This window comes from Proteus sp. CD3 (genome assembly GCF_008808075.1).
In the GTDB taxonomy this organism is placed as follows: domain Bacteria; phylum Pseudomonadota; class Gammaproteobacteria; order Enterobacterales; family Enterobacteriaceae; genus Proteus; species Proteus appendicitidis.
Genome location: NZ_CP019686.1, coordinates 1,572,779 through 1,598,361, shown reverse-complemented (window position 1 = coordinate 1,598,361; position 25,583 = coordinate 1,572,779). Strand labels below are relative to the sequence as shown.

General features: G+C 36.7%; 24 protein-coding genes and 1 riboswitch. Of the genes, 15 read left to right on the top strand and 9 right to left on the bottom strand.

The features are described from left to right. Positions 1–88 precede the first annotated feature (88 nt). From BTA34_RS07365 to BTA34_RS07350, 4 genes are all read right to left on the bottom strand, one after another. Positions 89–379, bottom strand: a complete 291-nt coding sequence (locus BTA34_RS07365) for a VF530 family DNA-binding protein (protein ID WP_040133173.1) — start codon at positions 377–379, stop codon at positions 89–91. Between the two features lie 159 nt (positions 380–538). Then, positions 539–2,137, bottom strand: coding sequence for an MFS transporter (locus BTA34_RS07360; RefSeq protein ID WP_151435088.1), 1,599 nt, complete (start codon positions 2,135–2,137; stop codon positions 539–541). Between the two features lie 63 nt (positions 2,138–2,200). Then, positions 2,201–4,069 carry an amidohydrolase gene (locus tag BTA34_RS07355; RefSeq protein WP_151435087.1) on the bottom strand — a complete coding sequence of 623 codons (1,869 nt, stop codon included), beginning with the start codon at positions 4,067–4,069 and terminating at the stop codon, positions 2,201–2,203. Between the two features lie 277 nt (positions 4,070–4,346). After that, complete coding sequence (locus BTA34_RS07350) at positions 4,347–5,027, bottom strand: Crp/Fnr family transcriptional regulator (RefSeq protein WP_151435086.1); 681 nt, start codon at positions 5,025–5,027, stop codon at positions 4,347–4,349. A gap of 136 nt (positions 5,028–5,163) precedes the next feature. Between BTA34_RS07350 and add the strand changes: the two genes are divergently transcribed. The 5 genes from add to BTA34_RS07325 all read left to right on the top strand — a co-directional run bounded on the left by add (position 5,164) and on the right by BTA34_RS07325 (position 12,696). Beyond that, complete coding sequence (add, locus tag BTA34_RS07345; RefSeq protein ID WP_151435085.1) at positions 5,164–6,159, top strand: adenosine deaminase; 996 nt, start codon at positions 5,164–5,166, stop codon at positions 6,157–6,159. 409 nt (positions 6,160–6,568) lie between these two features. Continuing rightward, the gene (locus BTA34_RS07340; RefSeq protein WP_151435084.1) at positions 6,569–7,687 is read left to right on the top strand and encodes an AAA family ATPase; all 1,119 of its coding nucleotides are present in this window, start codon (positions 6,569–6,571) and stop codon (positions 7,685–7,687) included. After that, entirely contained in the window at positions 7,684–8,112 is a 429-nt protein-coding gene (locus tag BTA34_RS07335) for a hypothetical protein (protein WP_151435083.1), read from the top strand. Before BTA34_RS07340 ends, BTA34_RS07335 begins: the two co-directional genes overlap by 4 nt. Before the next feature lie 35 nt (positions 8,113–8,147). Next, a complete protein-coding gene (locus BTA34_RS07330) occupies positions 8,148–10,052 on the top strand; it encodes a hypothetical protein (protein WP_151435082.1) in 1,905 nt (634 codons plus the stop codon). Continuing rightward, positions 10,045–12,696: a bpX6 domain-containing protein gene (locus tag BTA34_RS07325; RefSeq protein WP_151435081.1), complete on the top strand. Its 2,652-nt coding sequence runs from the start codon at positions 10,045–10,047 to the stop codon at positions 12,694–12,696. The genes BTA34_RS07330 and BTA34_RS07325 overlap by 8 nt, the downstream gene beginning before the upstream one ends. A gap of 49 nt (positions 12,697–12,745) precedes the next feature. On the opposite strand, the gene BTA34_RS07320 is transcribed toward BTA34_RS07325, so the two are convergent. Both BTA34_RS07320 and BTA34_RS07315 read right to left on the bottom strand, forming a co-directional pair. Next, entirely contained in the window at positions 12,746–13,642 is an 897-nt protein-coding gene (locus BTA34_RS07320; protein ID WP_151435080.1) for a DMT family transporter, read from the bottom strand. Between the two features lie 41 nt (positions 13,643–13,683). Further along, positions 13,684–13,968 (bottom strand): iron-containing redox enzyme family protein, encoded by a 285-nt coding sequence (locus BTA34_RS07315; RefSeq protein ID WP_196734359.1) that lies wholly within the window; start codon positions 13,966–13,968, stop codon positions 13,684–13,686. 147 nt (positions 13,969–14,115) lie between these two features. On the opposite strand from BTA34_RS07315, the gene BTA34_RS07310 reads away from it, so the two are divergent. Both BTA34_RS07310 and BTA34_RS07305 read left to right on the top strand, forming a co-directional pair. Further along, on the top strand, positions 14,116–14,430 hold the full coding sequence (locus BTA34_RS07310; protein ID WP_151435078.1) for an antibiotic biosynthesis monooxygenase family protein: 315 nt from the start codon (positions 14,116–14,118) through the stop codon (positions 14,428–14,430). Between the two features lie 77 nt (positions 14,431–14,507). Then, complete coding sequence (locus tag BTA34_RS07305) at positions 14,508–15,209, top strand: ArsR/SmtB family transcription factor (protein ID WP_151435077.1); 702 nt, start codon at positions 14,508–14,510, stop codon at positions 15,207–15,209. A gap of 141 nt (positions 15,210–15,350) precedes the next feature. Here BTA34_RS07305 and BTA34_RS07300 read toward each other — a convergent pair whose 3' ends face one another. Beyond that, on the bottom strand, positions 15,351–16,268 hold the full coding sequence (locus tag BTA34_RS07300; protein WP_151435076.1) for a LysR family transcriptional regulator: 918 nt from the start codon (positions 16,266–16,268) through the stop codon (positions 15,351–15,353). 171 nt (positions 16,269–16,439) lie between these two features. Here BTA34_RS07300 and BTA34_RS07295 point away from each other — a divergent pair, with 171 nt between their 5' ends. The 4 genes from BTA34_RS07295 to BTA34_RS07280 all read left to right on the top strand — a co-directional run bounded on the left by BTA34_RS07295 (position 16,440) and on the right by BTA34_RS07280 (position 19,536). Continuing rightward, positions 16,440–16,793, top strand: coding sequence for a hypothetical protein (locus BTA34_RS07295; protein ID WP_151435075.1), 354 nt, complete (start codon positions 16,440–16,442; stop codon positions 16,791–16,793). A 60-nt stretch (positions 16,794–16,853) separates the two neighbouring features. After that, complete coding sequence (locus BTA34_RS07290; protein WP_151435074.1) at positions 16,854–17,609, top strand: serine hydrolase; 756 nt, start codon at positions 16,854–16,856, stop codon at positions 17,607–17,609. A 120-nt stretch (positions 17,610–17,729) separates the two neighbouring features. After that, a complete protein-coding gene (locus BTA34_RS07285; protein ID WP_151435073.1) occupies positions 17,730–18,320 on the top strand; it encodes a TetR/AcrR family transcriptional regulator in 591 nt (196 codons plus the stop codon). Continuing rightward, positions 18,304–19,536 carry a multidrug effflux MFS transporter gene (locus BTA34_RS07280; protein WP_151435072.1) on the top strand — a complete coding sequence of 411 codons (1,233 nt, stop codon included), beginning with the start codon at positions 18,304–18,306 and terminating at the stop codon, positions 19,534–19,536. The genes BTA34_RS07285 and BTA34_RS07280 overlap by 17 nt, the downstream gene beginning before the upstream one ends. Before the next feature lie 104 nt (positions 19,537–19,640). Here BTA34_RS07280 and eno read toward each other — a convergent pair whose 3' ends face one another. Together eno and BTA34_RS07270 are read right to left on the bottom strand one after the other, a co-directional pair. Continuing rightward, positions 19,641–20,927, bottom strand: coding sequence for a phosphopyruvate hydratase (gene eno / locus BTA34_RS07275; protein WP_151435071.1), 1,287 nt, complete (start codon positions 20,925–20,927; stop codon positions 19,641–19,643). Positions 20,928–21,022: 95 nt separating this feature from the next. Then, positions 21,023–21,985 carry a DHHA2 domain-containing protein gene (locus BTA34_RS07270; protein WP_151435070.1) on the bottom strand — a complete coding sequence of 321 codons (963 nt, stop codon included), beginning with the start codon at positions 21,983–21,985 and terminating at the stop codon, positions 21,023–21,025. 41 nt (positions 21,986–22,026) lie between these two features. Continuing rightward, a riboswitch (Fluoride riboswitch) is annotated at positions 22,027–22,105 on the bottom strand. An 870-nt stretch (positions 22,106–22,975) separates the two neighbouring features. Here BTA34_RS07270 and BTA34_RS07260 point away from each other — a divergent pair. The 4 genes from BTA34_RS07260 to BTA34_RS07245 all read left to right on the top strand — a co-directional run bounded on the left by BTA34_RS07260 (position 22,976) and on the right by BTA34_RS07245 (position 25,435). Then, complete coding sequence (locus BTA34_RS07260; protein WP_151435069.1) at positions 22,976–23,245, top strand: hypothetical protein; 270 nt, start codon at positions 22,976–22,978, stop codon at positions 23,243–23,245. A gap of 3 nt (positions 23,246–23,248) precedes the next feature. After that, the gene (locus BTA34_RS07255) at positions 23,249–23,710 is read left to right on the top strand and encodes a hypothetical protein (RefSeq protein WP_151435068.1); all 462 of its coding nucleotides are present in this window, start codon (positions 23,249–23,251) and stop codon (positions 23,708–23,710) included. 18 nt (positions 23,711–23,728) lie between these two features. Beyond that, a complete protein-coding gene (locus BTA34_RS07250) occupies positions 23,729–24,019 on the top strand; it encodes a hypothetical protein (RefSeq protein ID WP_151435067.1) in 291 nt (96 codons plus the stop codon). A gap of 294 nt (positions 24,020–24,313) precedes the next feature. Next, positions 24,314–25,435 carry a cupin domain-containing protein gene (locus BTA34_RS07245; protein ID WP_151435066.1) on the top strand — a complete coding sequence of 374 codons (1,122 nt, stop codon included), beginning with the start codon at positions 24,314–24,316 and terminating at the stop codon, positions 25,433–25,435. Positions 25,436–25,583 lie beyond the last annotated feature (148 nt).

The window sequence follows — 25,583 nt, the reverse complement described above, 5'->3', positions numbered from 1 at the left end:
AATGCAACTCTACTGATTAATTAAATATTTTTTATTGCATAATCTTCATAGTTAAGATGCATCAAACAAGTAAAAGTGAAATATATCCCTACCTCTTTCGACTATTTGCCCACGGATCGCAATCAGGATGGTCGATAACTTCAATCACATCATCAATATCTGCTTCTAAAGAATCAAGATATAACGCTTCCACTTCCGCGCGCGCCCAAGGTGTTCTGCGCAAAAATTTTAAACTTGATTTCACGCTAGGATCACTTCTAAAGCAGTTAATTTTGATAAGTTGTCCTAATTTAGCCCAACCATATTTTGCCACCAGCGCATTTACTTGCATTTCAAGCGTGATGCCATGTAGCGGATCTTTAGAAATATGTCCTGTCATGATTTTCTCAAATACGTTTTCGTTATTTCAAAGGTAAGAAGCGGTGCAGAGTACAAGAAAGTAGAGTGAGAGGCAATGAAAGGATAAAAAACATAAAACCGCCCGTACACCTTATTGACCGAAATAAAAATAAATAAAGTGTATGAGCGATTGATGTAATTATTTTTTGGATGAAAAAGCAGAGAAAGAGTGTGTCACTTTTTTAGCGCTAATTATTTTATCTAGTTGTTGTTGCAACTGTTTATCATCCATTGTCGCGCGATCATGTTGACGAAGATGCTCAGCCCAAGAAGCGACCATAAACGTTTCCATATAAGTTTGAGCGTTATTATCTGTAATCGCATCAGATGAAACAAACAAGCCCCATGAATAACCACCATCTCTTAAACGAACCGTTTTTAATCGATTCATTAAACTAAGGAATTGTTCTTGGTGAATTGCTTCAATTTGATAATTTACGGTAATTAACACAGGATCTTTATCTGCTGTGATCTCAATAAGCCCCTCATCAAGAATAAAGTGTTCTGAATGCTGTAAGTTGATGTTGTCATGGTCTAATTTGACACGCAAAACACATAACCAAACTAAAATAATCCCAACCGTTGCACACAGCAAAGCTATCGTCACGGAGGTATGTGAAGCGATTTGTCCCCAAACAAGAGAGCCTAACGCCATAGCGCCTGAAAACACAGTTAAATAGAGTGCGAGACCTCTCGCACGAACCCAATTAGGCAATGCTGTTTGTGCAGAGACCATTAATGTGGAAAGGGTGATTATCCAACTAAATCCTGCCAGCATACTGGCGAAAATAGCGAGATATTTTGAAGTCGCACTAGCAAAAATAAATAACACCAATGCAGTACCCAGAGTACCAAAAGCAATAAGTGTGCTGGTGCTAAATTTTTCACGTAAGGTTGATAAGCTAAATGCACCAACCACCGCGCCAATACCAATGCTAGTTGTTAATAGACCATAAAGTGTCGCATCACCATGTAGTGAGACTCGAGCAACTAGCGGTAACATTGCCCAATAGGCACTGGCAAAAATAAAAAAGCTGGCTGCTCTTACAATCGTTTTTATCAATGCAGGGCTATAACGCGCATAACGTAAACCGGAGATCATTGCTGCCACAACAGATTCAGCAGGGAGTTTTTCTTTTTCTTTTTTCTCACCTTCCCACCACCAGACAGCAAGAATAATAGCAATAAAGCTCAAGGCGTTAAGTAAAAAAGGAAGGTAAAGACCGACCTGAGAAATCAAAATACCTGCAAGTGCGGGACCTATCGCACGGCTGATATTAATTCCCATACTGTTTAAGGCAATGCCTGATTTTAATTCATTAGGCTCGACAATACTTGGCACAATGGCTTGCCATGCAGGACCTAAAAATGCGGCACCAGAACCCAAAACAAAGGTAATTAATAATAACCAGCCAATGCTGATAACATCGAAATAAACCAAAACAGCCAATAGCGTGGCCGCACAGAGCATTAAAATATTGACGAAAATAAGCAGTTTTCGTTTATCGAAAATATCAGCAATGGCTCCTGCGGGAAGCGCCAATAAAAAAACAGGTAATGTCGTCATGGCTTGAATAGCAGCAATCATCACGGGATCAGGGCTGAGGTTTGTCATCAACCAACCGGCACCCACATCATTCATCCAAGTACCAATATTAGAAAATAGCGTTGCCATCCATAATACGAAAAAAATACGATTACGTAAGGGCGACCATGCAGAGGCGCGTTGCGTTGCCATCGTCTTATCTCTCTTTGTTTGAGATGGTCGATAAATAATTACCGACCATCGTTATCATAAAAATTAGAATGCAAAGCAAGAACAACCTAAAGCACCCCAAAATGCATTATCATCTGAAATAGGAATGGATGATTGGCGAGCGATATCATGTTGATGCCCATGAACATGACAAGCACCACAGCATTGATGTAGCTGATTTAACACCGCGGCTTTTGTCTCTTGTTGCAAGTAAGAATAATGACCTGGTACTTTTATCACTGGCGACCAATCAGGTAATACAGGAATAGACGGTGGTGTTAATGATGAAAAGTCACCATTTGCATACACAATCTTGCCATCCACTACCGTTAAAAGTGATTCAATGGCTTTGATCTCATTTTCAGGCACGCGAAAATAATCGGCAGAAAGGGCGATAAAATCAGCAAGTTGTCCTGCTTTAATTTGACCTTTTTTACCTTGTTCATTGGAGAACCATGAGCTACCCATCGTCCACAACATAAGCGCGGTATCTCTGTCTAAACGATTATCGCCATCATACATTTGCATTCCCCCCACAGTACGCCCCGAAACTAACCAATAAAGCGCTGTCCACGGATTGTAACTAGCAACACGAGTTGCATCTGTCCCTAATCCAACAGGAACTTGTGCATTTAGCATTTTGGCAACAGGGGGAGTTTGTTTCAGGGCTTTTGTGCCATAACGTTGTGCAAAATATTCGCCTTGGAATGCCATACGATGTTGAATTGCTAATCCACCGCCAAGTGCTTTAACACGTTCAATATTTTTCTCACTGATAGTTTCAGCATGATCGAAAAACCAGTGTAATCCATCGAAAGGAATGTCTTTATTAACTTTTTCAAAGACATCTAACATACGGCTAATGGATTCGTTATAAGTGGCATGTAAACGAAATGGCCAGCGATGTTCGACTAAATGACGGATCACTTTTTCTAATTCAGCTTCCATATTTTCAGGAAGATCAGGTCTTGGCTGTAAGAAGTCTTCAAAATCAGCCGCAGAAAAAACCAACATTTCACCCGCACCGTTATGACGGTAAAAATCACTGCCATCACCGGGGGATACCATTGATGTCCATTGTTGGAAATCTTCAAACTCTTGTTTTGGTCTTTGAGTAAATAAGTTATAAGCAATACGAATAGTTAATTGGTTATTCTTGGCAAGTTCATCAACGACTTGATAATCTTCAGGATAATTTTGAAAACCACCACCTGCATCAATAGCACTAGTTACACCAAGGCGGTTGAGTTCTCTCATAAATTGACGGGTTGAATTAACTTGATATTCAAGGGGTAATTTAGGGCCTTTTGCTAATGCCGAATAGAGCAACATAGCATTCGGTTTAGCGATTAATAATCCAGTTGGATTACCGTGTTCATCACGTTGAATTTCACCCCCCGGTGGATTTGGTGTCTCTTTGGTATAACCAATCGCACGTAAAGCGGCTTTGTTTAGCAATGCACTGTCATAGAGGTGTAAAACAAAAACAGGCGTATCAGGCGAAACCGCATTAATTTCATCTAGCGTTGGCATACGGCGCTCTGCAAATTGAAATTCGCTCCAACCACCAACAACACGTACCCATTGCGGTGACGGTGTCACTTGTGCTTGTGCCTTTAACATCTCAAGGGCAATAGAAAGAGAAGGCACGCCTTCCCACCGTAATTCAAGGTTGTAGTTTAATCCACCACGGATCAGGTGAAGATGTGAGTCATTAAGCCCAGGAATAATAACGTGGTTTTTTAGATCAATGATTTTTGTTTCTGCATTTTGAAACTGCATCGCTTCATCATTTGAGCCAATAAAAAGAAATTTACCTTGATAAATGGCTATCGCTTGAGCGATAGGATTTTCTCTATCAAGAGTATGGATCTCACCATTGATAAATATTTCAGTCGCGAAAGTTTTATTCATGATTTTTGATTTCCTATTTAAAAGGAATTAACCCTTTGTTGAATAAAAGGCGTGAGCGTGCCGCGCTTTATTAGCAATACAGATAACTATTTCTTTTTTAAATAAATTAAAGATAAGAAAGTACGTTTTTTATATTTATTCCGGCAGGTTTATTAAATTGTAGCTTAAGTTTATTTCATTACCATTTAAAACATTTGCTTTAAGGGAACAAAAAAAATGAATAAGATAGAGGTGAGGTAATCTATTGATATTTAATTAAATATCTATTATTTACAACTTATTCATTTGAATTATCAATGTGAGATAAGCATTCAAAATCTAATACCGTTATTGATTTGTTCTTTAATGTAATCGCGTTAATACTCACTAGATATGCTAAAGCACGGTTTAATTGTCTGGTTGAGATCCCAAGCATTGCTGCTAATGAGTCTCTTTTTTCTAATTGAAAAGAAGGTCCTTCTTGCTGAGTTTTAAAAAATAAATATCGGCGCAATTTAAATTCTGAAGAATAGGGAGATTGAGAGTGTTTTAACGATGATTGATAAAGTTTTTTGCTTAATTGTTGGCAAATAAAGGTTAAAAAATTAGCGTCTTGTAACGCTTTTTGCCTGACAATCGAAAGCGGTAACGCTAATAAATAAGAAGGTACTAAGGCTTGTACCGTACTAAACACCATTTCATCTTTGGCTGAGAAAAGTTCTAAATCACCAATAATACAGAAAGCTTGTTCAAAAGAAAAAACCACATGCTCACCGTTTATTTCATAACGTTCAATCTGTAATTTCCCTTCCACTAAGCAGTATAAATGTGTTGCTTGGCTATTTTGCGTTATTAAATATTCTCCCGTTTTCACCTCCATTAAGCGCATAGAAGACAACAACGTATCAGATAAATGAGTATCAAGTTGATGCATTAAAATAAAAGCGTTACGTTTTTTTTCATCGTTAACTATTCTCACTTTTATTTTCCTTTCACGTTGAAGATCTCATTTATTATCGAAAATAGCATACTTTTCAAAAAAGGACATATGTCCTTTTTTAGGCTGGTGGAGATTATTACTATCTTGATATTCCTAATATTTAGAGCCTATATTGATGACATTTAATCCTAGTTTATTACCTAAAGTGGAGCTTCATGTGCATTTAGATACCTGTTTAAGCTATTTTTATCTTAAACAGCTAGATCCAACAATAAGCTTTGACGAGTTTAATCAGCAATTTGTTGCTCATAAACCCTGTTTTGATTTGGGTGATTTTTTAAGTAAAGTCACACCACAAATCAATATTCTGCAGACAAAATCAGCAATTACACTGGCTGTTGACGATCTATTTTATCAGTTGAAAGCAGACAATGTTATTTACGCTGAGATACGTTTTGCCCCGTTATTACACACCAAACAAGGCTTAACAGATAAAGACGTTGTTGAGATTGTTATTTCAGCAATGAATGAAGCCGCTGAAAAATATGCTATTAAAGCAGGATTGATTTTATGCACATTACGTCATTTTAGTGCATTAGAGAGCCAGCAAACCGCCAAGTTGGTTGTGGAATACCTTAATAAAGGTGTAGTTGCGCTTGATCTCGCGGCTGATGAAGCACGCTTCCCTTTAGATAATCATATTGCTGCTTTTGATTATGTTAAAAAAGCAGGAGGTCATTTAATTGCTCATGCCGGAGAAGCAAAAGGCGCTGAAAGCGTTACTGAAACATTGGATAAACTGCAAGTTACTCGAATTGGTCATGGTGTAAGAAGTATTGAAGATAGTGAAGTAATTAAAAGACTTAAATCTCAAAACATATTACTAGAGGTTTGTCCAAGCTGTAATATTATCTGCAATATATATGAGCAAATAGACCAACACCCAGTTAATCAACTAAAAAAGCAGGGCGTTAAATTAAATATAAATACCGATGCGCGAACAGTTGCTAATACTTCATTAAATAAAGAGTATCAGTTATTACATGATATTTTTGATTGGTGCGAAAAAGACTTTCAGCAATGTAATATCGATGCTCTTAATGCCAGTTTTATTTCCCATGACGTTCGTAAAAAGCTAATGGATGAACTTAACTACTTTTACGAAAAGTAGCGATCTACTCATCATAATCATGAGAAATAACACCTTTATTTTTAAGGTGTTTTTCTCTTTTTAAGTTAAAACACCTATTATTGAACATCTTTCCAGCCCTTCATTTATTTATGTTGCTAAAGACCAACCTATCTCAGTATCTATCGGTGTCGCTGACTTTATTAAAATAATGTGCGGTGAGAAACTTTATAATTAAAATAAAATATAATTATATTAATAAATAACAATAAAATAAGCTGGATATGAATTATTTCAGCTTGTTTTTCGCTTTTAAAAGACAATTATTTATAGATAATATTAAGTTAAATATAAAATCCATTTTAATTAAATTAAAAGAGTTGAGTCAAAAAATAAAAACCTACATAATGCGATTATCTCACCGTTAAACTCTTAATTTGTGCGTAACCATATGACATCAAATATAAATGGAATTATCGATAATATTCGCAAAGCAATACAACACTCAACACAAGGTATGATTGGACGCGAGCAACTTGCTGAACTGGTTATTTTAGCCGCCGTTGCTCATGAACATTTGCTTGTTATCGGCCCGCCAGGTACAGCGAAAAGCGCTGTTGTCCGTAGAGTTTCTCAAACATTAGGTGGGGGCTATTTTGAATATCTTCTGGGGCGTTTTACCGAACCTTCAGAATTATTTGGTGCCGTTGACCTCAAAAAACTAAAAGAAGGTAAAGTCGAAACGGATATCACAGGAATGCTACCTGAAGCGGATATCGTTTTTCTTGATGAAGTTTTTTTAGGTTCGACGGCTATTTTAAATACCTTATTAGGTATTTTAAATGAACGTCGATTTAAACGTGGTCATACCGATATTATTAGTCCATTAAAGGTGTGTATTGGTGCTGCTAATAGCTTGCCAGATGATCCGAACCTTGCCGCATTCTCAGACCGCTTTCTTATTCATCTTTTTATTGAATCCACTCCCGATCACCAATTAGAAGCCATGCTTGAAGGTGGGTGGGCTTCAAGTCTAACGCCACTTTCAGCTCAACTCGATATTACTCAATTAGATGAATTACACCTTGCTGCTAAAAATGTCGATTTAACGCAAATTAGACCGTTGCTGGCTAATGCCGTACGTTCATTAAGAAACGCAGGGATCACGCTTTCAGATAGACGCATTGTTCGTGTTCAGCGTCTTATTGCCGCAGCAACCGTGCTCAATAATAGAGAGATTGCGACAGAACAAGATCTCTGGCCTTTACTGTATGTCCTTCCTACTGAAGATACACAGCAACAAGGACGTGAAATCTTACGAAAGGAACTCTCACTTTCAATGAATTCGCGGTTATTTAGTTCAGTAGAAGAGGCGACATTACAACCCCAATCCCGTATGAACCGTTTAATAGAGAGAGCAAAAGATGTGCTCCATGCAGAACCAGTATCTAAAGCAGAGATTGAACTGACGTTACGAGAAATAGATGCCAACTTCTCAACAGAGATGTTAAGTGAAGAACTTGCCATATTACGAACTCAATTAGCAATACAGTTTAGCCACTTATTATGAGCCTAACATTTCCACTCACTTGGCAACCTAATACAACACCACCTAAACCGCAAGGGGTGTTTGCAACAGGTATAACGGCTAAACAGCTTATTGAACGCATTATTCATTTGCCTGATGTTCAGCAACAACGGTTGAAAGTGATCACCAGTCAACATCGGCTTATTGTGTTGGGTAAGCAAGCTGATTTACCTTGGATTGACAAGATAACGCTGATTGCGCCTTCTACTCAAACAGCAAAATTATGGCTCCCTATACACCAACAGCTTTTACAGCCTTATGGGCTGGTGGAGCAAGCCTTAGTGCAGCATTTTAAACGCCAGCCACTATTACTTTTACCATCACCTCAAACGGTGATCCCTTTAGATAATCAGTGGACATTAACACCAACGCTACGGGATACACTCACCCAATTGTGTTTTGAGTGAAATATATAATGTGATACAAGGATCGGTTTATCATCATGTCATTATCCACAACACAGCCTATATCGTTACCCGAAGCGCTACAACCTTGGCAAACTTGGCTTAGCTGGTTAGATCCCCAATTAGTTCCCGCATTTTCTGACATATTGCAACGTCTCAGCCGGGTATTAGGTCCTGTACAAGGAAGACAACTCGGTGGCTTACCCGAACAAGACGGTATAGGGCAAATACAGCGTAAAGGGAATTATCAAAACCTACTACTTAGCGAATGGTTAATGGCTGATGAAATGCCTGATGAATTTATGAGACGCGCCATTAATGCAGAACATCTCTTTTTGACACCACACTATAAATCTCAACAATCTTTAAATCAGATCACTGTCCTGTTTGATACTGGTATTTCGCAACTGGGTGAATGCCGTTTAGTTCATATTGCAATGCTTATTATATTGGCGCAACGAGCAGAAAAGGTGGGTTGCACATTAATGTGGGGAACGTTGCAATCACTCATTCCATTAATGCCGTTAAACACCATAAATGATCTATACGAATTATTGACACGTCGAACTTATTCTCCTGTTTTAAAAGAAAATATTACACATTGGCAAGAGGTTATTAGTGAAGATGTTGATGTGCAAAACGGTGAGATTTGGTTAGTTACGGGAGCAAATCAACAATCTATATTGAAACAAATTGCATCAAGTCATCATATCGAATTAACAGCAGATGATTGTTTCAATAAAACCATTGATGTCAAAATTCGCACACCGCATTTTCAACGCCATATTGTATTACCAACACCACCTAGAACATTAAGCGCACAGATATTAAAAGGGCAAATAAGAACACCTTCAGCGCAAAATACGCATCAACATGAACACAAAATATCGTTGATGTTTTCGCCGGTTATCTCATTTCATGGTAGCGCGGTGGGGGTTACTTTATTAGGTAAGCCTGGATTGATGGTGATTAAAATTCCACCGCTTAATAGATTAAATCAAAACAACTCACTTAAAAAACCATTTATATACCAAATATATCCTGATGGTCACACTATTTTAGCGTTACAGTGTCACGGAAAAAAGATAGGCGCATTACTTTCCAATAACAATGGGCTCTATTTTTGGCAATTACCCAAACTCTCTTATATGCCTCGACCTTCCGATGAGGAGTTTTCAGCGGGTATTGGACGAGGTAATACGCTTGCCAGCGCCTATTTAGTTAATCTAAATAAGGAATATTTCAGCTTATTTGTACATGATAGAGCAAGACGGCTGGTGGCTTTCTCATACAATATTTATACTGAAGAAAAAAATACCTTTAAAATCATTGAAGAAAAAGTCCTTGGCATAGAGAAAATAGCAGACAACCTACTTGTGTATATTTATCTCAATGATAGTAATGAATTAATTCAAATGGTCACTCGTGCAGATGTTTCTCAAAAGTGTTATCAGCATCGGTTCTATTTCACCCAGTTTATTTCCTATCAAAGAGGTGTTTTATTTGCCTATCGTCATAAATATACTGATGGTTCTAAATCAATATCTTGCGCTATTTCACTAGGTACTAATCGACAAAGTTGGCATGTTTATAATATGGAAGTTGATGAGGTTTATGGCTATCAAATAGATTTACCTCAGGGATGGCAAGGAATAGGGCTTTTTCATCCAACGCTTAATGGCTCCTCAGAAGAAGATTTAACCACCTTAAATATTTTGATGATCAGTCCAAACAAACGAAATATTGCCAGTTATTCAAACGGCGAGATAGAAATTTTATATCGTGCAGATAATCCGTTTACACGTTACTCATTTAGCCCATCTAAAGGTCTTTTTGCTGCATTAACGGATCATGCTCAAGTCGTTGTTTATGATGTATACCAAAAACAATTACGCCTAAATCTCTATACCATTGCACAAGAAGGTGACTCCCAAAATGCATAACGATTATATTCGTCATCCAATGTTATTGGGATATCGTCAAATCGAAGGTTTATGGCTACCTAACGATTGGTTTAATGAAACTCAACGACTCACCTATTTAATAAAACATTGGCAAGTTAATTGTCGAGTTTATCGATTCGAGCAAGGGGATGTTCTCTGCTTTACTGAGAGTAAAACAGTGGATTGTTCATCAATTGAAGGATGGCCTTTAATTCGTTACGGTCGCCTTTATAGCACTGCGCCTTTAGATAATGACGAGATAAAAAAACTGCCTTATGCAGATCTTGCTTTGGTCCGTAGTGGTGTTGTTACAACGCTTTTATTCTCGCAAGCTAAACCTTTATCACTTGCTGACTATCTTGATATAAAAGAGATTGCTTTTGAAGAGACAGATAACTACGCCAATTTGTATGAGATAAAACCTCAAGCATTGTCAGAAGAGCAAAATATTAGAACAATTATTGGTGGCAATATTCCACCGGCAGCAGATCAACAAAAGCAATTTATAAAAACGGCATTTAACAACGTTTCATCGTCTTCTCAAACACAAATACCTCACGTAAAAGCGTCATTATCACTGACTCAGAAAATAATTAATAAATTTCTGACACCTCAAAGTCGTGAAGCTATACGCGATCCCTCTAAAACGGCATCTCAATTATCACCGTGGCAACATTGGCTAAATAAACTTTCAATAAAAAGTGGATTAGCCTCTATGATGAGCAAGCAACAAGCGGATTATATTAATAAAATGATGAAAATGTTTGAAGACGGTAATGTCGATCAAGCGCTGCGTCATGGTATTCCACTTAGTCAATCTCAAGAAAATCAAGAAACAACGCCTTCACCTTATTTGGGAAGATTAAAAGGGCGAAATAAACTAGAAATATCCTCGGCTTCACAAGAGCATAAAAGCCTTTATCTAGGAGATGAACTTCAAAATTATTTAAAACAACTTTATCGTCAACAGTTTATAAAACTAGATAAAGCAGGATGTAATGAAGAAGCTCTATTTGTTCTCGCTGAATTATTGCAAGAAAAAGAGGAAGCACTTAGTTATTTAGAAAGCTTTCAACGCTATCAACACGCGGCGGAGCTAGCACGTTTGTGGGGAATGCAACCTGATCGCATTATTCGTTTATATTGCTTGGCGGGTGATATTGATTCTGCTGTTATTTATGCTCGCCTACATAATGCTTTTTCATACATCGTATTACAGTTACAAGAAAAACATCCTACGATTGCAGATAAAATGCGTGAAGAGTGGGCTGAATATCTGGTTGACTGCGAAGATTATTTACAGGCTATCGATATTATCTGGCCGTTAAATAATGAATTAAGTCGTAATAAAGCCAAACACTGGTTAGAAATTGCCTATCAAGCTGGTGGAGAATTAAGCCTACGTAGCCTTGTGAAATCAGTATTTCTATTACCTGACACTTTTCATTTATATCAAGATGATATTAAAAAGGTATGTAACGATCCACTGGCCACTATTCAACGCGCTATTTTAGCCAGAGAAGTATTAGCATTACCTAAGCAGACTAAATTAACAGAACAACTCATTAATCAACTTATTCGTCCTATTATTGTTGATCAATATGGCGCAAATTCTGTGCTAGAAAGAAAAGAAATTAGCCAACTTATTCATAAAAGCACCAATAAGCTATTAAAAACAGATATACCCCATAATGATATTCCTGAGGCTAAACGTTATTCCTTAGATGCACAAAATCACTTTATTTCAGCAACTATTCCCAAACAAGGGCTTTACGCTATTTATGATATGGTTGCCTTAAATGATCACCAATATCTTATTGCTTTGGGTGAATCTGGGGTGTTATTAACCGATAAAGCAGGGAAAAAACTTTGGCATACTTTAACACCAACATACCATATTGTTATCGCAGAAAATCACCAAAGCGCTTTATTATTAGCACCAAGAGGCGATTATTTCCAGATCCATTCATTAGCGATCACAACACAGTCTATTCAAGAGCTTGGCATACTAAAATGTACTGTTTTTGCTCGTCTTTTTGATGGTGTTTTTTGGACAATTGCAGTTAATAATACAGTGCAAGTTGTTGATACTAAAAATGACTTTAAAATAGTATGGAATGTAGATGCTTTGAATGGCGATGTTATCGAGATCCTTCGCCACAATAACACTGAATATTGGCTAATTAATAGTGAACCTAAAGAGCGCTGGTTGTATATTTTACCTGAGCGTCGATTAACTCAACGAGAAAGCCTGCTTCACCATTTAAATGAGGGATTAAAATATGATTTTATTTCTAACTCATATTATGACGTAAAGTATGATAAATGCGTACTAGCCTCAGCAAGCTCACACTATACACAACGATTACAACTACCTAATACTCAATCTATTGAAGAGCAACGTACATTTTATTTAATAAAAAAAACAGCCACGTTAATTTATTGGCAAAAAGATGAGTTCACGATATTTCGTTTATATAACAATAAAAATCACTGTACCTTTGAGCTAAAATGGCCCACAGATTTAGCACCGCAATATCGCAATGAATTTAACCAATGGTGTTTTTTCGATAAAACAGGGCGTTTAGTGCATCTTAATTGGGATAGTGGGCGAGTAAATACATTGAGTTTACTTTTAAAATAAAGATCAGCTTAAAAGAAGAATATAATTTTTATTCTTCTTTTAAAAGTGTCTATGCTCTCGCTTTATTCTTACCGGAACAACACACAATACCGAAAATAATCATCACGAGTGAAATAACGTGATATAGATGAATTTTTTCATCTAGCAAGACAATACTCAGCAGACCACCCGATACAGGGATAAGGTGCGTGAATATTTCACTTCGTGTTGTCCCTATCATCGCAACGCCTTTATTCCAAAAAACATAAGAGAGCCATGATGGGAAAATAACCAAATAAGCAACGCCAAGCGCAGGGTAAAAGTAGTCACTCCCCATCGTTACAGGGGTTTCCTTCGCATAAAATAGATACACCAGATACATTGGGATCAATATAGCGGTACCAATCAGCGAGCAAAAACCAACAAATGAAGTATGTGTGACTCGTTTGTCTTTAAGACGTAACAACGCACAATAAAATGCCCAGCTCAGTGCTGAAATAATGGTTAACACATCACCAATACCGAATGATGAGAACGAGGCTTCACCATCAGAACCCGCGTAAGCAAGGTAGATAACACCAATTGTACTGACTATTGCACCAATGACATTGCGTGTTGAAATATGCTCTCTAAAAAATAAGAAATTAATTATCAACACAAGACAAGGTGTGGCTGATATATAAATCGCGGCATTAAGTGAACTTGTATATTGCAAGCCAATATATAACGTAAGTGGGAAACTGACTTGTCCAAGGAAAGCAAAAAGGGTATTGATACCAAGATGTTCAGTAAGTAAATGCCACTCCTTGCGGATAACTTTCCAGTACAAGATGAACATGAGTATTGAGGTAAATCCCCAACGCAACACACTGAGAAGATAAGGGTTGATATAACCAACAAGCAAATGTCCTGCTACGTAGTTTCCACCCCAAAAAATAGCAGCGAGTGCTAGTAGTAAATATGCCATATCTTATCCTAAGTGACCTTTCGGTCACTTATTATTAGTGATTAAATGTTTTTTAGTTTCATCAACAGATTATCGTAATATCTTTCTGCTGTTTGTAACCGCAAAAGACTCCCTAAGTAAAACTCTTTTTTCGCATCAGGGTACTGATCTGTAATAACTTTGATGACCTTATACAGCCAATCTTCACCATGTTTGATATCGATGGTGATGTGTTCTGAATAATAATGGAAATCACCGCTGGTCAGTCCTAGACGTGTACATCCTTTAACAAGTTTGGAGTATTGTGGCGGATCTAATAATTCCGTCATTGCCATAACCCCAAGCAATTTGTATGACTATTTAGAGAATAAGTTTTTTTCTTTTTGATCATGCTTAACCTCTAAACTCACTTAAATTTCTCATTTCAATTCTTATCGAAATGTTATTGTTTTTTATAGGTAGACTCTCAACAACTAAACAAAAAGGAGAATGTGATGATTGCTGTTATATTTGAAGTGAAGGTAGAACAAGGGAAAATGAGTCGCTATTTGTCTTTAGCGACTGACTTAAAACCGTTATTACAAGACATCAAGGGATTTATCTCAATAGAGCGTTTTCAAAGCTTATCAACACAAGGAAAGTTATTGTCACTTTCTTGGTGGGAAAATGAAGAAGCCGTTTTACAGTGGAAGAAGAATATTTTACATAAAAATGCACAACAAGAAGGCCGTAGCTCTCTTTTTAATTTTTACAGAATTAGTATTGTTTCTCTGACTCGCGAATATTCATTTAATAAAGAAAATCCGTAGACTCTAGATATTGCTACAATAGCATTATCACAATACTCAATAGCGCATTCTATGAGAGAGAGACGGTAATATTTCAAATGACTAAATCAGAGATAAAGACGGAATATCAGCACAGCGTAGAATCTGCAATAGCCGCTGTTGGCGCAGCGATATCGGATATTTCCAGAGTAAAAATACTTTGTGCTTTAATGGATGGAAGGGCGTGGACAGCTACTGAGCTTAGCATTATTGCAGATATTTCAGCCTCTACGACAAGCAGTCATTTATCAAAATTACTCAATAGCAATCTTATTTCTGTGATAGCTCAAGGTAAATATCGTTACTTCAGGTTAGCTAATGATGATATTGCAAAAATCATTGAAAATTTGATGAGCTTTTCAACAGAAAATATTTCTCAAGCAAAAATTACAACCCCGAAAAATCTAAGAAAAGCACGCACTTGTTATAATCATTTAGCGGGTGAAGTTGCTGTTGATATTTATCATTCGCTTTGCCAACAAAAATGGATAACAGAAGATGGTCGCGCTATTACAACGTTAGGTCTTGAGCGATTTAAAAATATGGGTGTTGATTTCCAAGCCAAAGGTTCACGCAATATTTGTTGTCCATGTTTAGATTGGAGTGAGCGCCGATTTCATCTTGGTGGACAAATCGGCACGGTTTTTCTTAATCACGCAGAAGTGCAAGGGTGGTTAATAAGACATCAAGGATATAGGGAAGTCAGCATTAGCGAAAAAGGATATAAAATATTTGCTCAGCATTTTAATGTGAAAAGGTAAGGGAAGGTTTGATTACATACAATCAATATATGTAATATAAACATTACTATCCCTTAATCCCACTACATTAATTCCACTATTAGAAAAATAAAAATCGACCTTTACCTGCCGATTTATATTCGAATTTAAAGTGCGTATGCTCTATTCTAGTTTTAAATAGGTTGAGGAAAAACAAGTATCTATAATAAATTGTTTTATTTCTTCTATTACATAATCATGTTTTCCGCCAATTCGATTCCCGATAATTAATTCATAAGAAGGCATCTTGGCAGGTGGCAAAAAGACATGCATATTCGCCATTTCTGCAATTGCATAGGCAGCATGAGATGGTATTGTTGTTAACATATGCGAATCTGATAATAAAAAAGGAACTGCTGAAAAATGTGTGGTTGATACCACAACTTTGCGCTTTAATCCTAATGTTTTTAATGCTTCATCAACAACACCAACAAAACCACTTGAAGAGACGAGAAGGTGAGGGTAATCAGCATATGCCCTAACATTTTCGGGAATATCATTCTTTTTATCAGTAATACATAAATAATTACTTTTACCTAATCGATAAGTCTTAATTAAATGCGAAGCCATGCCTCCCGCCGTAATAGCCAAATCGATTTGATGCCTTAGCAGCATATCCTGAACAATACGTGAATGCGTTTGCCGATATATAACATGTATGCCTTTCAATGATTGATTAATTTTATCCAAAAGTTGCTTACCTAACGCGATTTCAAAATCATCAGATAGCCCTATTGTGACCGTTTTCCCTTCAAAATGCCCTTTAGGAACAGCATAAGAGGCTACCAATCGACATTGACCAAGAGCACTTTCTATTATTGGCGCAAGCTCATTCGAACGTGCCGTAGGCTTTAATCCTCTGCCAGTCCTCTCAAATAATGGATCATGATAAATTAATCTTAGTTTTGATAATGAAGCACTTACTGCTGATTGTGTTAATCCTAACCGTATTGCGGCTCTTGTCGCACTACCTTCTTCAAATAACGCCTCAAAAACCTTCATTAAATTTAAATCCATGGATTCGATATTAATATTATTCATATCAGATAGTCTCTATTTAGTATTGAAGGTTTTTTCCTATCACTCCATCATATTAACAGTGTTTTTACAAAGGTTCATCTAGTTATGGGATGATCATGAATATATTCACAATATAATGATAAATAATAGATTATTATAATTTTAAAACATAAAAAATAATAGAGAAAACATATGATGATAAAAAATAAGATATTATTAAAATTAATACTATTGCTCTTTTGTGTTGATGCTAATGCCATGGCAGAAATAGAACTTGATTGCAAAGATAAAGGAATGGTTACTATTTTTCATACAAACTATAGGATAAGCACAATGAAAAATGGCGATGATTTCTATGTATCACCCGGTGTGGATAGGAAAACTATAAAAGGAATTCAATATAATATTTACCAATTTTTAAGCGGTGATACTTATATTAACAATGGTTATTCTCACGTCATGATATTTAATGATAGTGAAAAAATAGAATGCAAAAAAACAAGAACAAAAAATGTCCACATCACAAATTTATCAATCGCAAAATAAAGAATAAATCATTTCCTTAAACCTATAAATTACTAAATAAAAGGGTAATCAAAAATTATTATGAAAAATAGTTTTAATTCTTTTTTTATTGTTTTTTTAATATTATTTTCTATTACTGAAAAAACCCATGCTGAATATTCAACACCTATCATTTCATCAGAAGCTTGGGTGTTAATGTCATACGATACAGGGGAAATATTAGCAGAAAAAGGGGGCGATGAAAAAGTTGAACCAGCAAGCTTAGTTAAGCTAATGACATCATATTTAATAGCGAAATCAACATATTTAGGCTACATAAAAAATGATGATAACGTTACTATTGATAAAGAAGCATGGGCTTTTGCAAACCCTGTATTAAATGGCTCACCTCTTATGTTTCTTAAAGCAGATGAGCACGTATCTATATATCAACTGAAAAAAGGCTTAATTATCCAATCAGCCAATGATGCTGCTATTGCACTAGCTAAATATATGGCCAGTAATCAGGATAGCTTTGTTGACCAAATGAATAAAATGGCTACCAGTATTGGTATGACTAATACCTATTTTAAAAATGTACATGGTCTTAATAATAATGGAGAGCAATATACTACTGCTTTTGATATGGCATTGTTAGCAAGACACTTAATTAAAGAGACCCCAGATGATTATAATTTATATAAAGAAAAACAATTTACTTATAACGGAATAAAACAATTTAATCGTAATAAATTATTATATCAAAGTAAATTTGATATTGATGGGTTAATAACAGGAACAACATCAGAAAATAAATACCATATTGTCACATCAGGTGTAAAAAAAGGAATTAGATAAAATTATTGAGGATATAAAATCACTCTTGCACACCTAATTTTTGTTCATTTTTTAGTTGCATCTATATATTTACCTCCTTATCATACAACCGACCGATCGGTCGTACGGTAAGGAAAAATAATGGGCACAGAAACAACATTTGAAAAACTCACTCAAGCATCAATGCTTGAGTTTTCACTATATGGATATAATGGGGCGTCGATATCTAAAATAGCTCATGCAGCGGGCATACAAAAATCATCGTTATATAGCCATTTTAAGAGCAAAGATGCACTATTTATGCATGCATATCGTTGTGCGCTGGATGAAGAACTTATTAATGTTCAAAATGCTTTTTCAGACACACAAATTAATCGTAATGCACCTGGTTTTAGTTACTGTGAAAATTTAGTTGAGCGGTATGATAATACACCAATATTAAAATTTTTCTTACAAACCAGCTATTTATCACCTTTGCATCTTGCTGATGAGATTAATGAATTACATAGCGACTATATCCAACGATTAACCTCTGAATTTAAAAATACAATAACGACATATACAGCATTAAAATTTGATACTGATTTCTATACCGAGGTCTATATTTCAATTATTGATAGCATTCAAATTAAATTAGTATATACAAATAAAGAACTTACCAAACTAAGGTTGGATGCTTTAATGACACTTTTAAAGCATTTAATTGGAGAGAATAATGTTAGCTTCAAATAATAATTCAAACACATTTAGCGCATTATTAGTGGTATTGCTCGCTTTAATAACTGCTTTAGATGCAATGGCCATCGATCTTTATTTACCTGCAATGCCAACTATCGCTAATGATTTAAATGTTACTTCAAGCGATATTCAGCTAACACTCTCTTTTTTCTTAATTGGATTAGCGATTGGGCAGGGTATATATGGTCCTTTATTAGATAGATATGGCAGAAGAACGCCATTACTCGTCGGGATCGGTATTTTTATTTTAGGTTCATTTATTGCCACTATTTCACAAAGCCTCGAAGGGTTATTAATCGCAAGGTTAATCCAAGCAGTAGGGGCAGCAGCGGGTTTGGTCACACCACGAGCTATTGTTGATGATGCTTGTTCATTAAAAGAGTCATCAAAAATATTCTCATTATTAATGCAAATCATGATGATAGCTCCCATTTTAGCACCTATTATTGGCGGTTTTTTATTAGGGCATATTGGGTGGAGAAGCATATTTGGGTTTATGACGCTATTAGGGAGTATTCTTTTTATATGGAGTTATCGCTCAATCCCCGATACATTGCCCATAGACAAACGTTCACCTTTAAGCATTAAAAATAGTGTTAAGGCTTATATCAATCAAATTCGCAATATTACCTATATGGGATATATGCTCTCAGGTGGTGTTATTTTAGCCTCACTATTTGTGTATATCAGTGGCTCTTCCTTTATTTTTACGACATATTATGGATTAACACCGACAGAATTTAGTTATATTTTTGCAGCTAATGCTGTTGCTTTAATTATCGGTGGGCAGGTTGATTTTTTATTACAAAAGAAATATCTATCATCTAAGGTTGTCATTATTTTAGGGATACTTATTCATACTGCTATCGGTGCAACACTATTAATTATGATGAGTTTTGGACCAGTTTCTCTATTCACATTTGGTACATTATTAGCTATTGGTGTAGGGTCGTTAGGTTTAATTTTTGGTAATTTAACGGCATTAACAATGGCAAGTGTTAAATCACAATCCGGTGTTGCTTCATCATTAATGGGGATGATCCAATATTTTATTTCAGCCATTGTCGGCTATTTAATTAGCTTAATTTCATCCATTACATATCAATTACCTTTTGCATTCTTGTTATGTGGTATATTCGCCATGATATTTTTAGGTGTTTCTTTATTTAAAATGAGAAAGACCCAAATATCGGTTAATAGTAATACATAACAAAGCATAAATTAAAAACTAAAAACTCGTTATTTTTTATAAAAATAACGAGTTTTACTCTCTATTTCATTGCATCATACGATGAACAATATCAATAACCTTAATCAGCGTATTTTGAATGCGGCTTTACCTGCAAATACAGCAGCATCACCTAATTCATCTTCAATACGCATCAATTGATTGTATTTCTCAACACGTTCTCCACGGCTAGGAGCGCCAGTTTTCAGATGACCAGCACGTAGCCCCACAGTCATATCGGCAATAAAACTATCGACAGTTTCCCCACTACGGTGGGAAATAAAGGTTCCCCAATTGTTATCTTTGCATAACTGAACGGCTTCAATAGTCTCACTAAGGGTACCAATTTGATTCAGTTTGATCAGTGCAGCATTGGCAAGGTTTTCATCGATGCCTCGCTGGATATACTTCACGTTTGTCACAAAAAGATCATCGCCAACTAGCTCTAATTTACCACCAAGTGCTGCATGTAAGATTTTCCAACCAGCCCAATCATCTTCGGCTAAGCCATCTTCAATCAGCATTATCGGAAAATCGTTCACTAATTGTGCGTAGTACTGAGTCATTTCTTCAGCATTGAGCTGCGTATTTTCAGTACGCAGAGTATATTTACCATCTGCATAGAACTCGCTAGAGGCAGGGTCCATACAAATAACAATATCTTCACCTGGGCGATATCCCGCTTTAGTGATCGCTTCTACAATAAGTTCAAGTGGCTGGCGATTTGAAGAAACAGCAGGGGCAAACCCACCTTCATCACCAACTCCCGTAGATAGCCCTTTCTCCAATAGAACTTGACGCAAAGCTTGATACACTTCACTGCCCCAACGAATTGCTTCGCGCACAGAGGAAGCCCCCCAAGGGGCTATCATAAACTCTTGAAAATCAGCACCTTGCCAACGAGCATGAACACCGCCATTGATGATATTCATGCAAGGAACAGGGAGCAAATTAGCGCCAATCCCCCCTAAGTAGCGATAGAGTGGCATATCAGAGAGTTGCGCTGCCAGACGAGATACCGCCAAAGAAACACCAAGAAGGGCATTTGCACCCAATCGACTTTTATTTTCTGTACCATCAAGGGCGATCAGACAGTTATCAATATCTTTTTGATGGCGAACATCATAGCCTTTTAGGGCATCATTAATTTCAGTATTGATGCTGTGGATTGCATCTAACACACCTTTGCCACCAAAACGTTTTTTATCACTATCACGGCGTTCGATAGCTTCGCGAGAGCCTGTACTTGCACCAGAAGGAACCGATGCCCGAGCCATGCATCCCTCTGTAGAGGTTACTTCAACTTCTACGGTTGGGTTACCTCGTGAATCAAGAATTTCTCTTGCGATAATATTTTTAATTTCAAAGCTCATAAGTTCGACCTTATTCTATAGATTTGGAAGATGTTTAATCAGGACATCAACAGAAAAATGGTTAATAAATAGGCGTATCGATAAATTTTCATATATCATGCCTTATAAGAAGCAAGTCGTTCGGTCAGCCAAGGAAGTATCTCTTTTTTCCGGCTTATCATGCCGGGTAATGAAACTTGGCTAGAACCAATCAGGCTACTTTCGGAAAAATACAAAACAGAGTTCCGTTGAGTAATATCTGTCACTATTAATACGACCATTTTTAATGAACGATGGTTATGAATCTGTACCATTTCCTGCAACAATGCCGGCAGTAAAGGGGTAATATCATCCATATTGCTCACCTCAATTTGTGAGAGCAAAAGGGGCATATCATGGATACAGTAATTTTTAGCATCACGATTGAGCAATACTGAAATGGATTGCCCAGCGATATCCGTTTTGGCACGGAGAAGCCCGTTTACGAATTCGTCATAATCGATACCCGCAATGTCCCGTAATATCGCCACAGCATGATGATCTTGTGTCGTTGTGGTAGGACCCGTTAATGCAACGGTATCACTAAGTATAGCCCCCATTAGCAAAATAGCCTGAGAGACGGTAAGTGGCATTGGCACTTCGTGCATCAAAATAGAAAGCAGAACAGTTCCGCTGCATCCTACGGCTCTGATCCAAACATCAGGAGGGTTTCGGGTGATGATGGTTCCAATACGATGGTGATCAATGATCCCGATGATATTGCTACTCATTAGGGAAGGCGGTCCTTGCTCAGCATCAGTAAAATCGACCAGCCATACAACTTTATCGGTTAAGTCCGTCGTGAGTAAATTGGGCTGAGGAACACCAGCTACGCTAAGGATATAACGGGTTTCTGGGGTGATATCGCCTAAACGCCAAGGGGTTGCAGATCTACCAGTATAATTAAGCCAATCAGCCACAACGAGTGTGCTACAGATAGCATCACTATCAGGATTTTGGTGACCCAAAACATAGATTGAGTCTTCTTTTTGAAGGGGAAATTGTTTATGGTCGAGATTTGATTTAGTTGTTTTTTTCATAGCGATACCTGACATACATGCCTATAAGAGGACAAATTAATTGTATATCAGGCGTCATCATCTGGTATTGTGAGAATAACCAGCGGTTGGGAAAGGTGGAACACCATCACCTTGTAAAATTAAGCTTATATCGGTCTTAGTATTAAATCAACCCAAAAGTATTTTCCATAGTCATATATCAAAAATAGCAGAAGTAAAATTCTTCCATTGAGTATATTGAAATAGCTTGAGTAGATGGGGCGAAAAGAACCATCAGTTTAAGATTTACATTTATAGGAGAAAGCCACCGTATTATTATTTGTTAGATTCTATTTAACATAATATACATTATGCGAACCTTGGTGTCTAAATACGGGTAGGCATTGAAATCTCTGTTTTTGGTCTGGTTGATTATGTTGGTTGATTCTTAATTTAATGCTTATTTACCAATGCTTTTTCTAAGTCTTGAATATAGGCTTTTTGCCTTTTCTTCAGATACGACTTCACTAAAGGTTTTAATAAAATCTAATTTGATATTTTCATTTTCCATATCAAATTCCCATCGTTGATATTATGGCACTTTAGCTATTTTCGTAAATGTGGGCGTATAACCATCTTTGGTATGTTCAATAAATTTATGATCGTTTATCACTTCAATACTGTGTAAATCACTACGCCATTAATAATTTTCTGTCGAGGTAATCACTTTCCACAACATTTCGATATCGCACTAAAAAGTTGCTTTTATATTGAGTGTTGCCATAAATCTCCTCCAAACCACTTTTCCTTCTTATTATATAGTTTTACTTACTATTTATATTCAAAAATTAGAAAAACAATGCCTAAGACTGCCAAACACATAAGAATATGTTATATTTAGATAAGGTTTTTGTTGCAAATGATTAATTGAAGCGGTTGTTTTTTAGCCATTTGTGCTGAGATCTTGATATTTCCCTGAGACTACCTTTGTAGTACAGCATGGGGTTTTGTAAAGAATAAAAAGGAAATGAAATGACACCTAAAGAATACGCTGCCATAACAGCTAAAAAAATAAAAGAAACACCATACTCTTCAGTTGAGTTAATCGAAGAAGCAGAACGTGTTTTAGAAAAGTCAAATATTAATGAAGATAGCAAAAAACAATTCTGGATTGAATTATATTCAGAACTGACTGATTTATTCGGAATGCATTTATCTTTAGGTATGGAAAGCCAAGGCGCTGGTGAATTGAGTAAAATAGTGGCTATGGCTAAAGCAATTATCACTAAAAAGGCAAGCTAAAATATGCAACAAGATCTCTATAATTTGTTAAGTTTAATTACGTACATTATATCAGCCGTAATTGCGCTACTTATGTTGTGGAGTGTGAGAGGTCAGATAAAAGAAGCAGTTGAGTCAAATAAAATAAACACTTTAAACTCTTTACTTGCTTTAGAAGCTCAGATAGCTGAAAGACGCAGGGAATTAAGTTCAGCAGGAATTGCTCTCGGTAAATTTGACACTGAAGAAGTATCTGAAGAATATACTGCTGCCAATCTTAGGTTCGGTGAAGCTGTACAAATGTACTTAAATGGGCTAGATAGACTTTGCTATTGTGTTAAGAAAAAATACCTAGATAATAATGATATGAAGCTAGAGTACAGAACTATAATTTCTGAAGCTATAGCTGACCACCCTGAAAAATTCACAGCAACCACAATATATACAAACATATTAGATATTAATGAACAATGGAAACGAAGTTAACTTCGTTAAGGATAATAATTGACATATCAAGAATATGCTAAAAAAGTAGCTGACGATTTATCTTCCAATATATCTAACTACAAAGAAATTATTTCAAAAGCAGAACAAAAAATAAACCAATCCAATATCTCTGAACAGAGTAAAAATAAATTTTGGTTAGAGCTGTGTAAACAGTTTAAATTAAATAATGAACCTGAATGTGATTACTCAAAACTACATGCAATTAGCGAAAGTCAAGGTGCTGATGAATTAAGCAAGATTATAGCAAAGGCTAAATCTGCGATTGCCCAAAAAACAAATAAGAAGTAATAGTAATCCACACAATTCACTCTATATAAAGACTAACCTGAACCATTCCGGTAAACTCCAATCTCATTTTGCTGGAATGGCTCAGCCCCCTTATGTAACATAGCGTCAAATATTATACGACTTTGTGGTATCTAAATTATTAACTCCATTTCAGAAAGAGTTTTATAACACCTTGATCCTCCATATTCAGATATTCCCATCCGTGTTATTAACTGCCATTTGACGCCAAACAAAAATATCACCGTGTATTACTTCTATAATTACCCACTTATTCATTGATACAGATGTGGTCACATGGTTAATAAACTGAATCTTAACTGGCCTGAATTTTTAGAAAAATACTGGCAAAAAAAACCTGTTGTACTGAAAAATGCATTTCCTAATTTTGTCGATCCTATCACACCAGATGAACTGGCTGGTCTGGCAATGGAGCCGGAAATTGACAGCCGCCTTGTCAGCCTTACTGGCGACAAATGGCAGGCAAGTCATGGTCCGTTTGAAGACTTCAGTGAATTAGGTGAAGAAGGATGGTCACTATTAGTTCAGGCTGTCAACCATTGGCATATGCCGGCAGCTGAACTGGTGAAACCGTTTCGAGTATTACCTGAATGGCGGCTTGATGACTTGATGATCTCCTATTCTGTACCGGGAGGTGGTGTCGGCCCACATATCGATAACTATGATGTTTTTATCATTCAAGGAATGGGACGTCGCCGCTGGCGTGTAGGTGATGCCTTACCAATGCGCCAGTTCTGCCCTCACCCCGCATTACTGCATGTTGATCCATTTGAACCAATTATTGATGTAGAAATGGCACCGGGAGATATTTTATATATCCCACCTGGATTTCCTCACGATGGCTTCACCTTTGAAGATACTATGAATTATTCTGTTGGCTTTCGTGGGCCAAATGGCCGTGATTTGCTGAGCAGCTTTGCAGATTATGCTCTGGAACAAGATCTGGGTGGAATAAATTATGGCGATCCAAATCTAACAGTACGCGACAATGCAGGAAGAATGGAACCTCATGAAGTTGAACGTCTGCGCGCTATGATGATTGAGATGATCAACAAGCCCGGTGATTTTGAACAGTGGTTAGGTCGCTTTGCAACTACACCGCGTCATGAGCTAGATATTGCGCCTTCAGAACCACCTTATCAACCAGAAGAAGTACTGAATGCATTGAATGACGGTGAAAAACTGATCCGACTAAGTGGGCTGCGCGTCCTACGCATCGCTGAGAGTTTCTTTGTGAATACAGAAAATTGGATAACCAAAGAAACGAAGGGAGCAGATGCCTTATGCCAGTTTACAGAAGTTGGCGCAGATGAACTCGGTGAAGCATTGAATAACCCAGCCTTTGTTGCCGAATTAACCGAATTTATCAATCAAGGATATTGGTACTTCGAAGAATAAGCGATATTTGCTGGATATGATAAAACACCTGCTTGCGGGTGTTTTATTTTTTGTTTCCCCCTGCTTTTTTCTCAAATCAGATGACGCTGGCTTATTAATTATAAGTACGCCATGTTGACTTATGTCAAATAAACCAAAGTTAAACGAA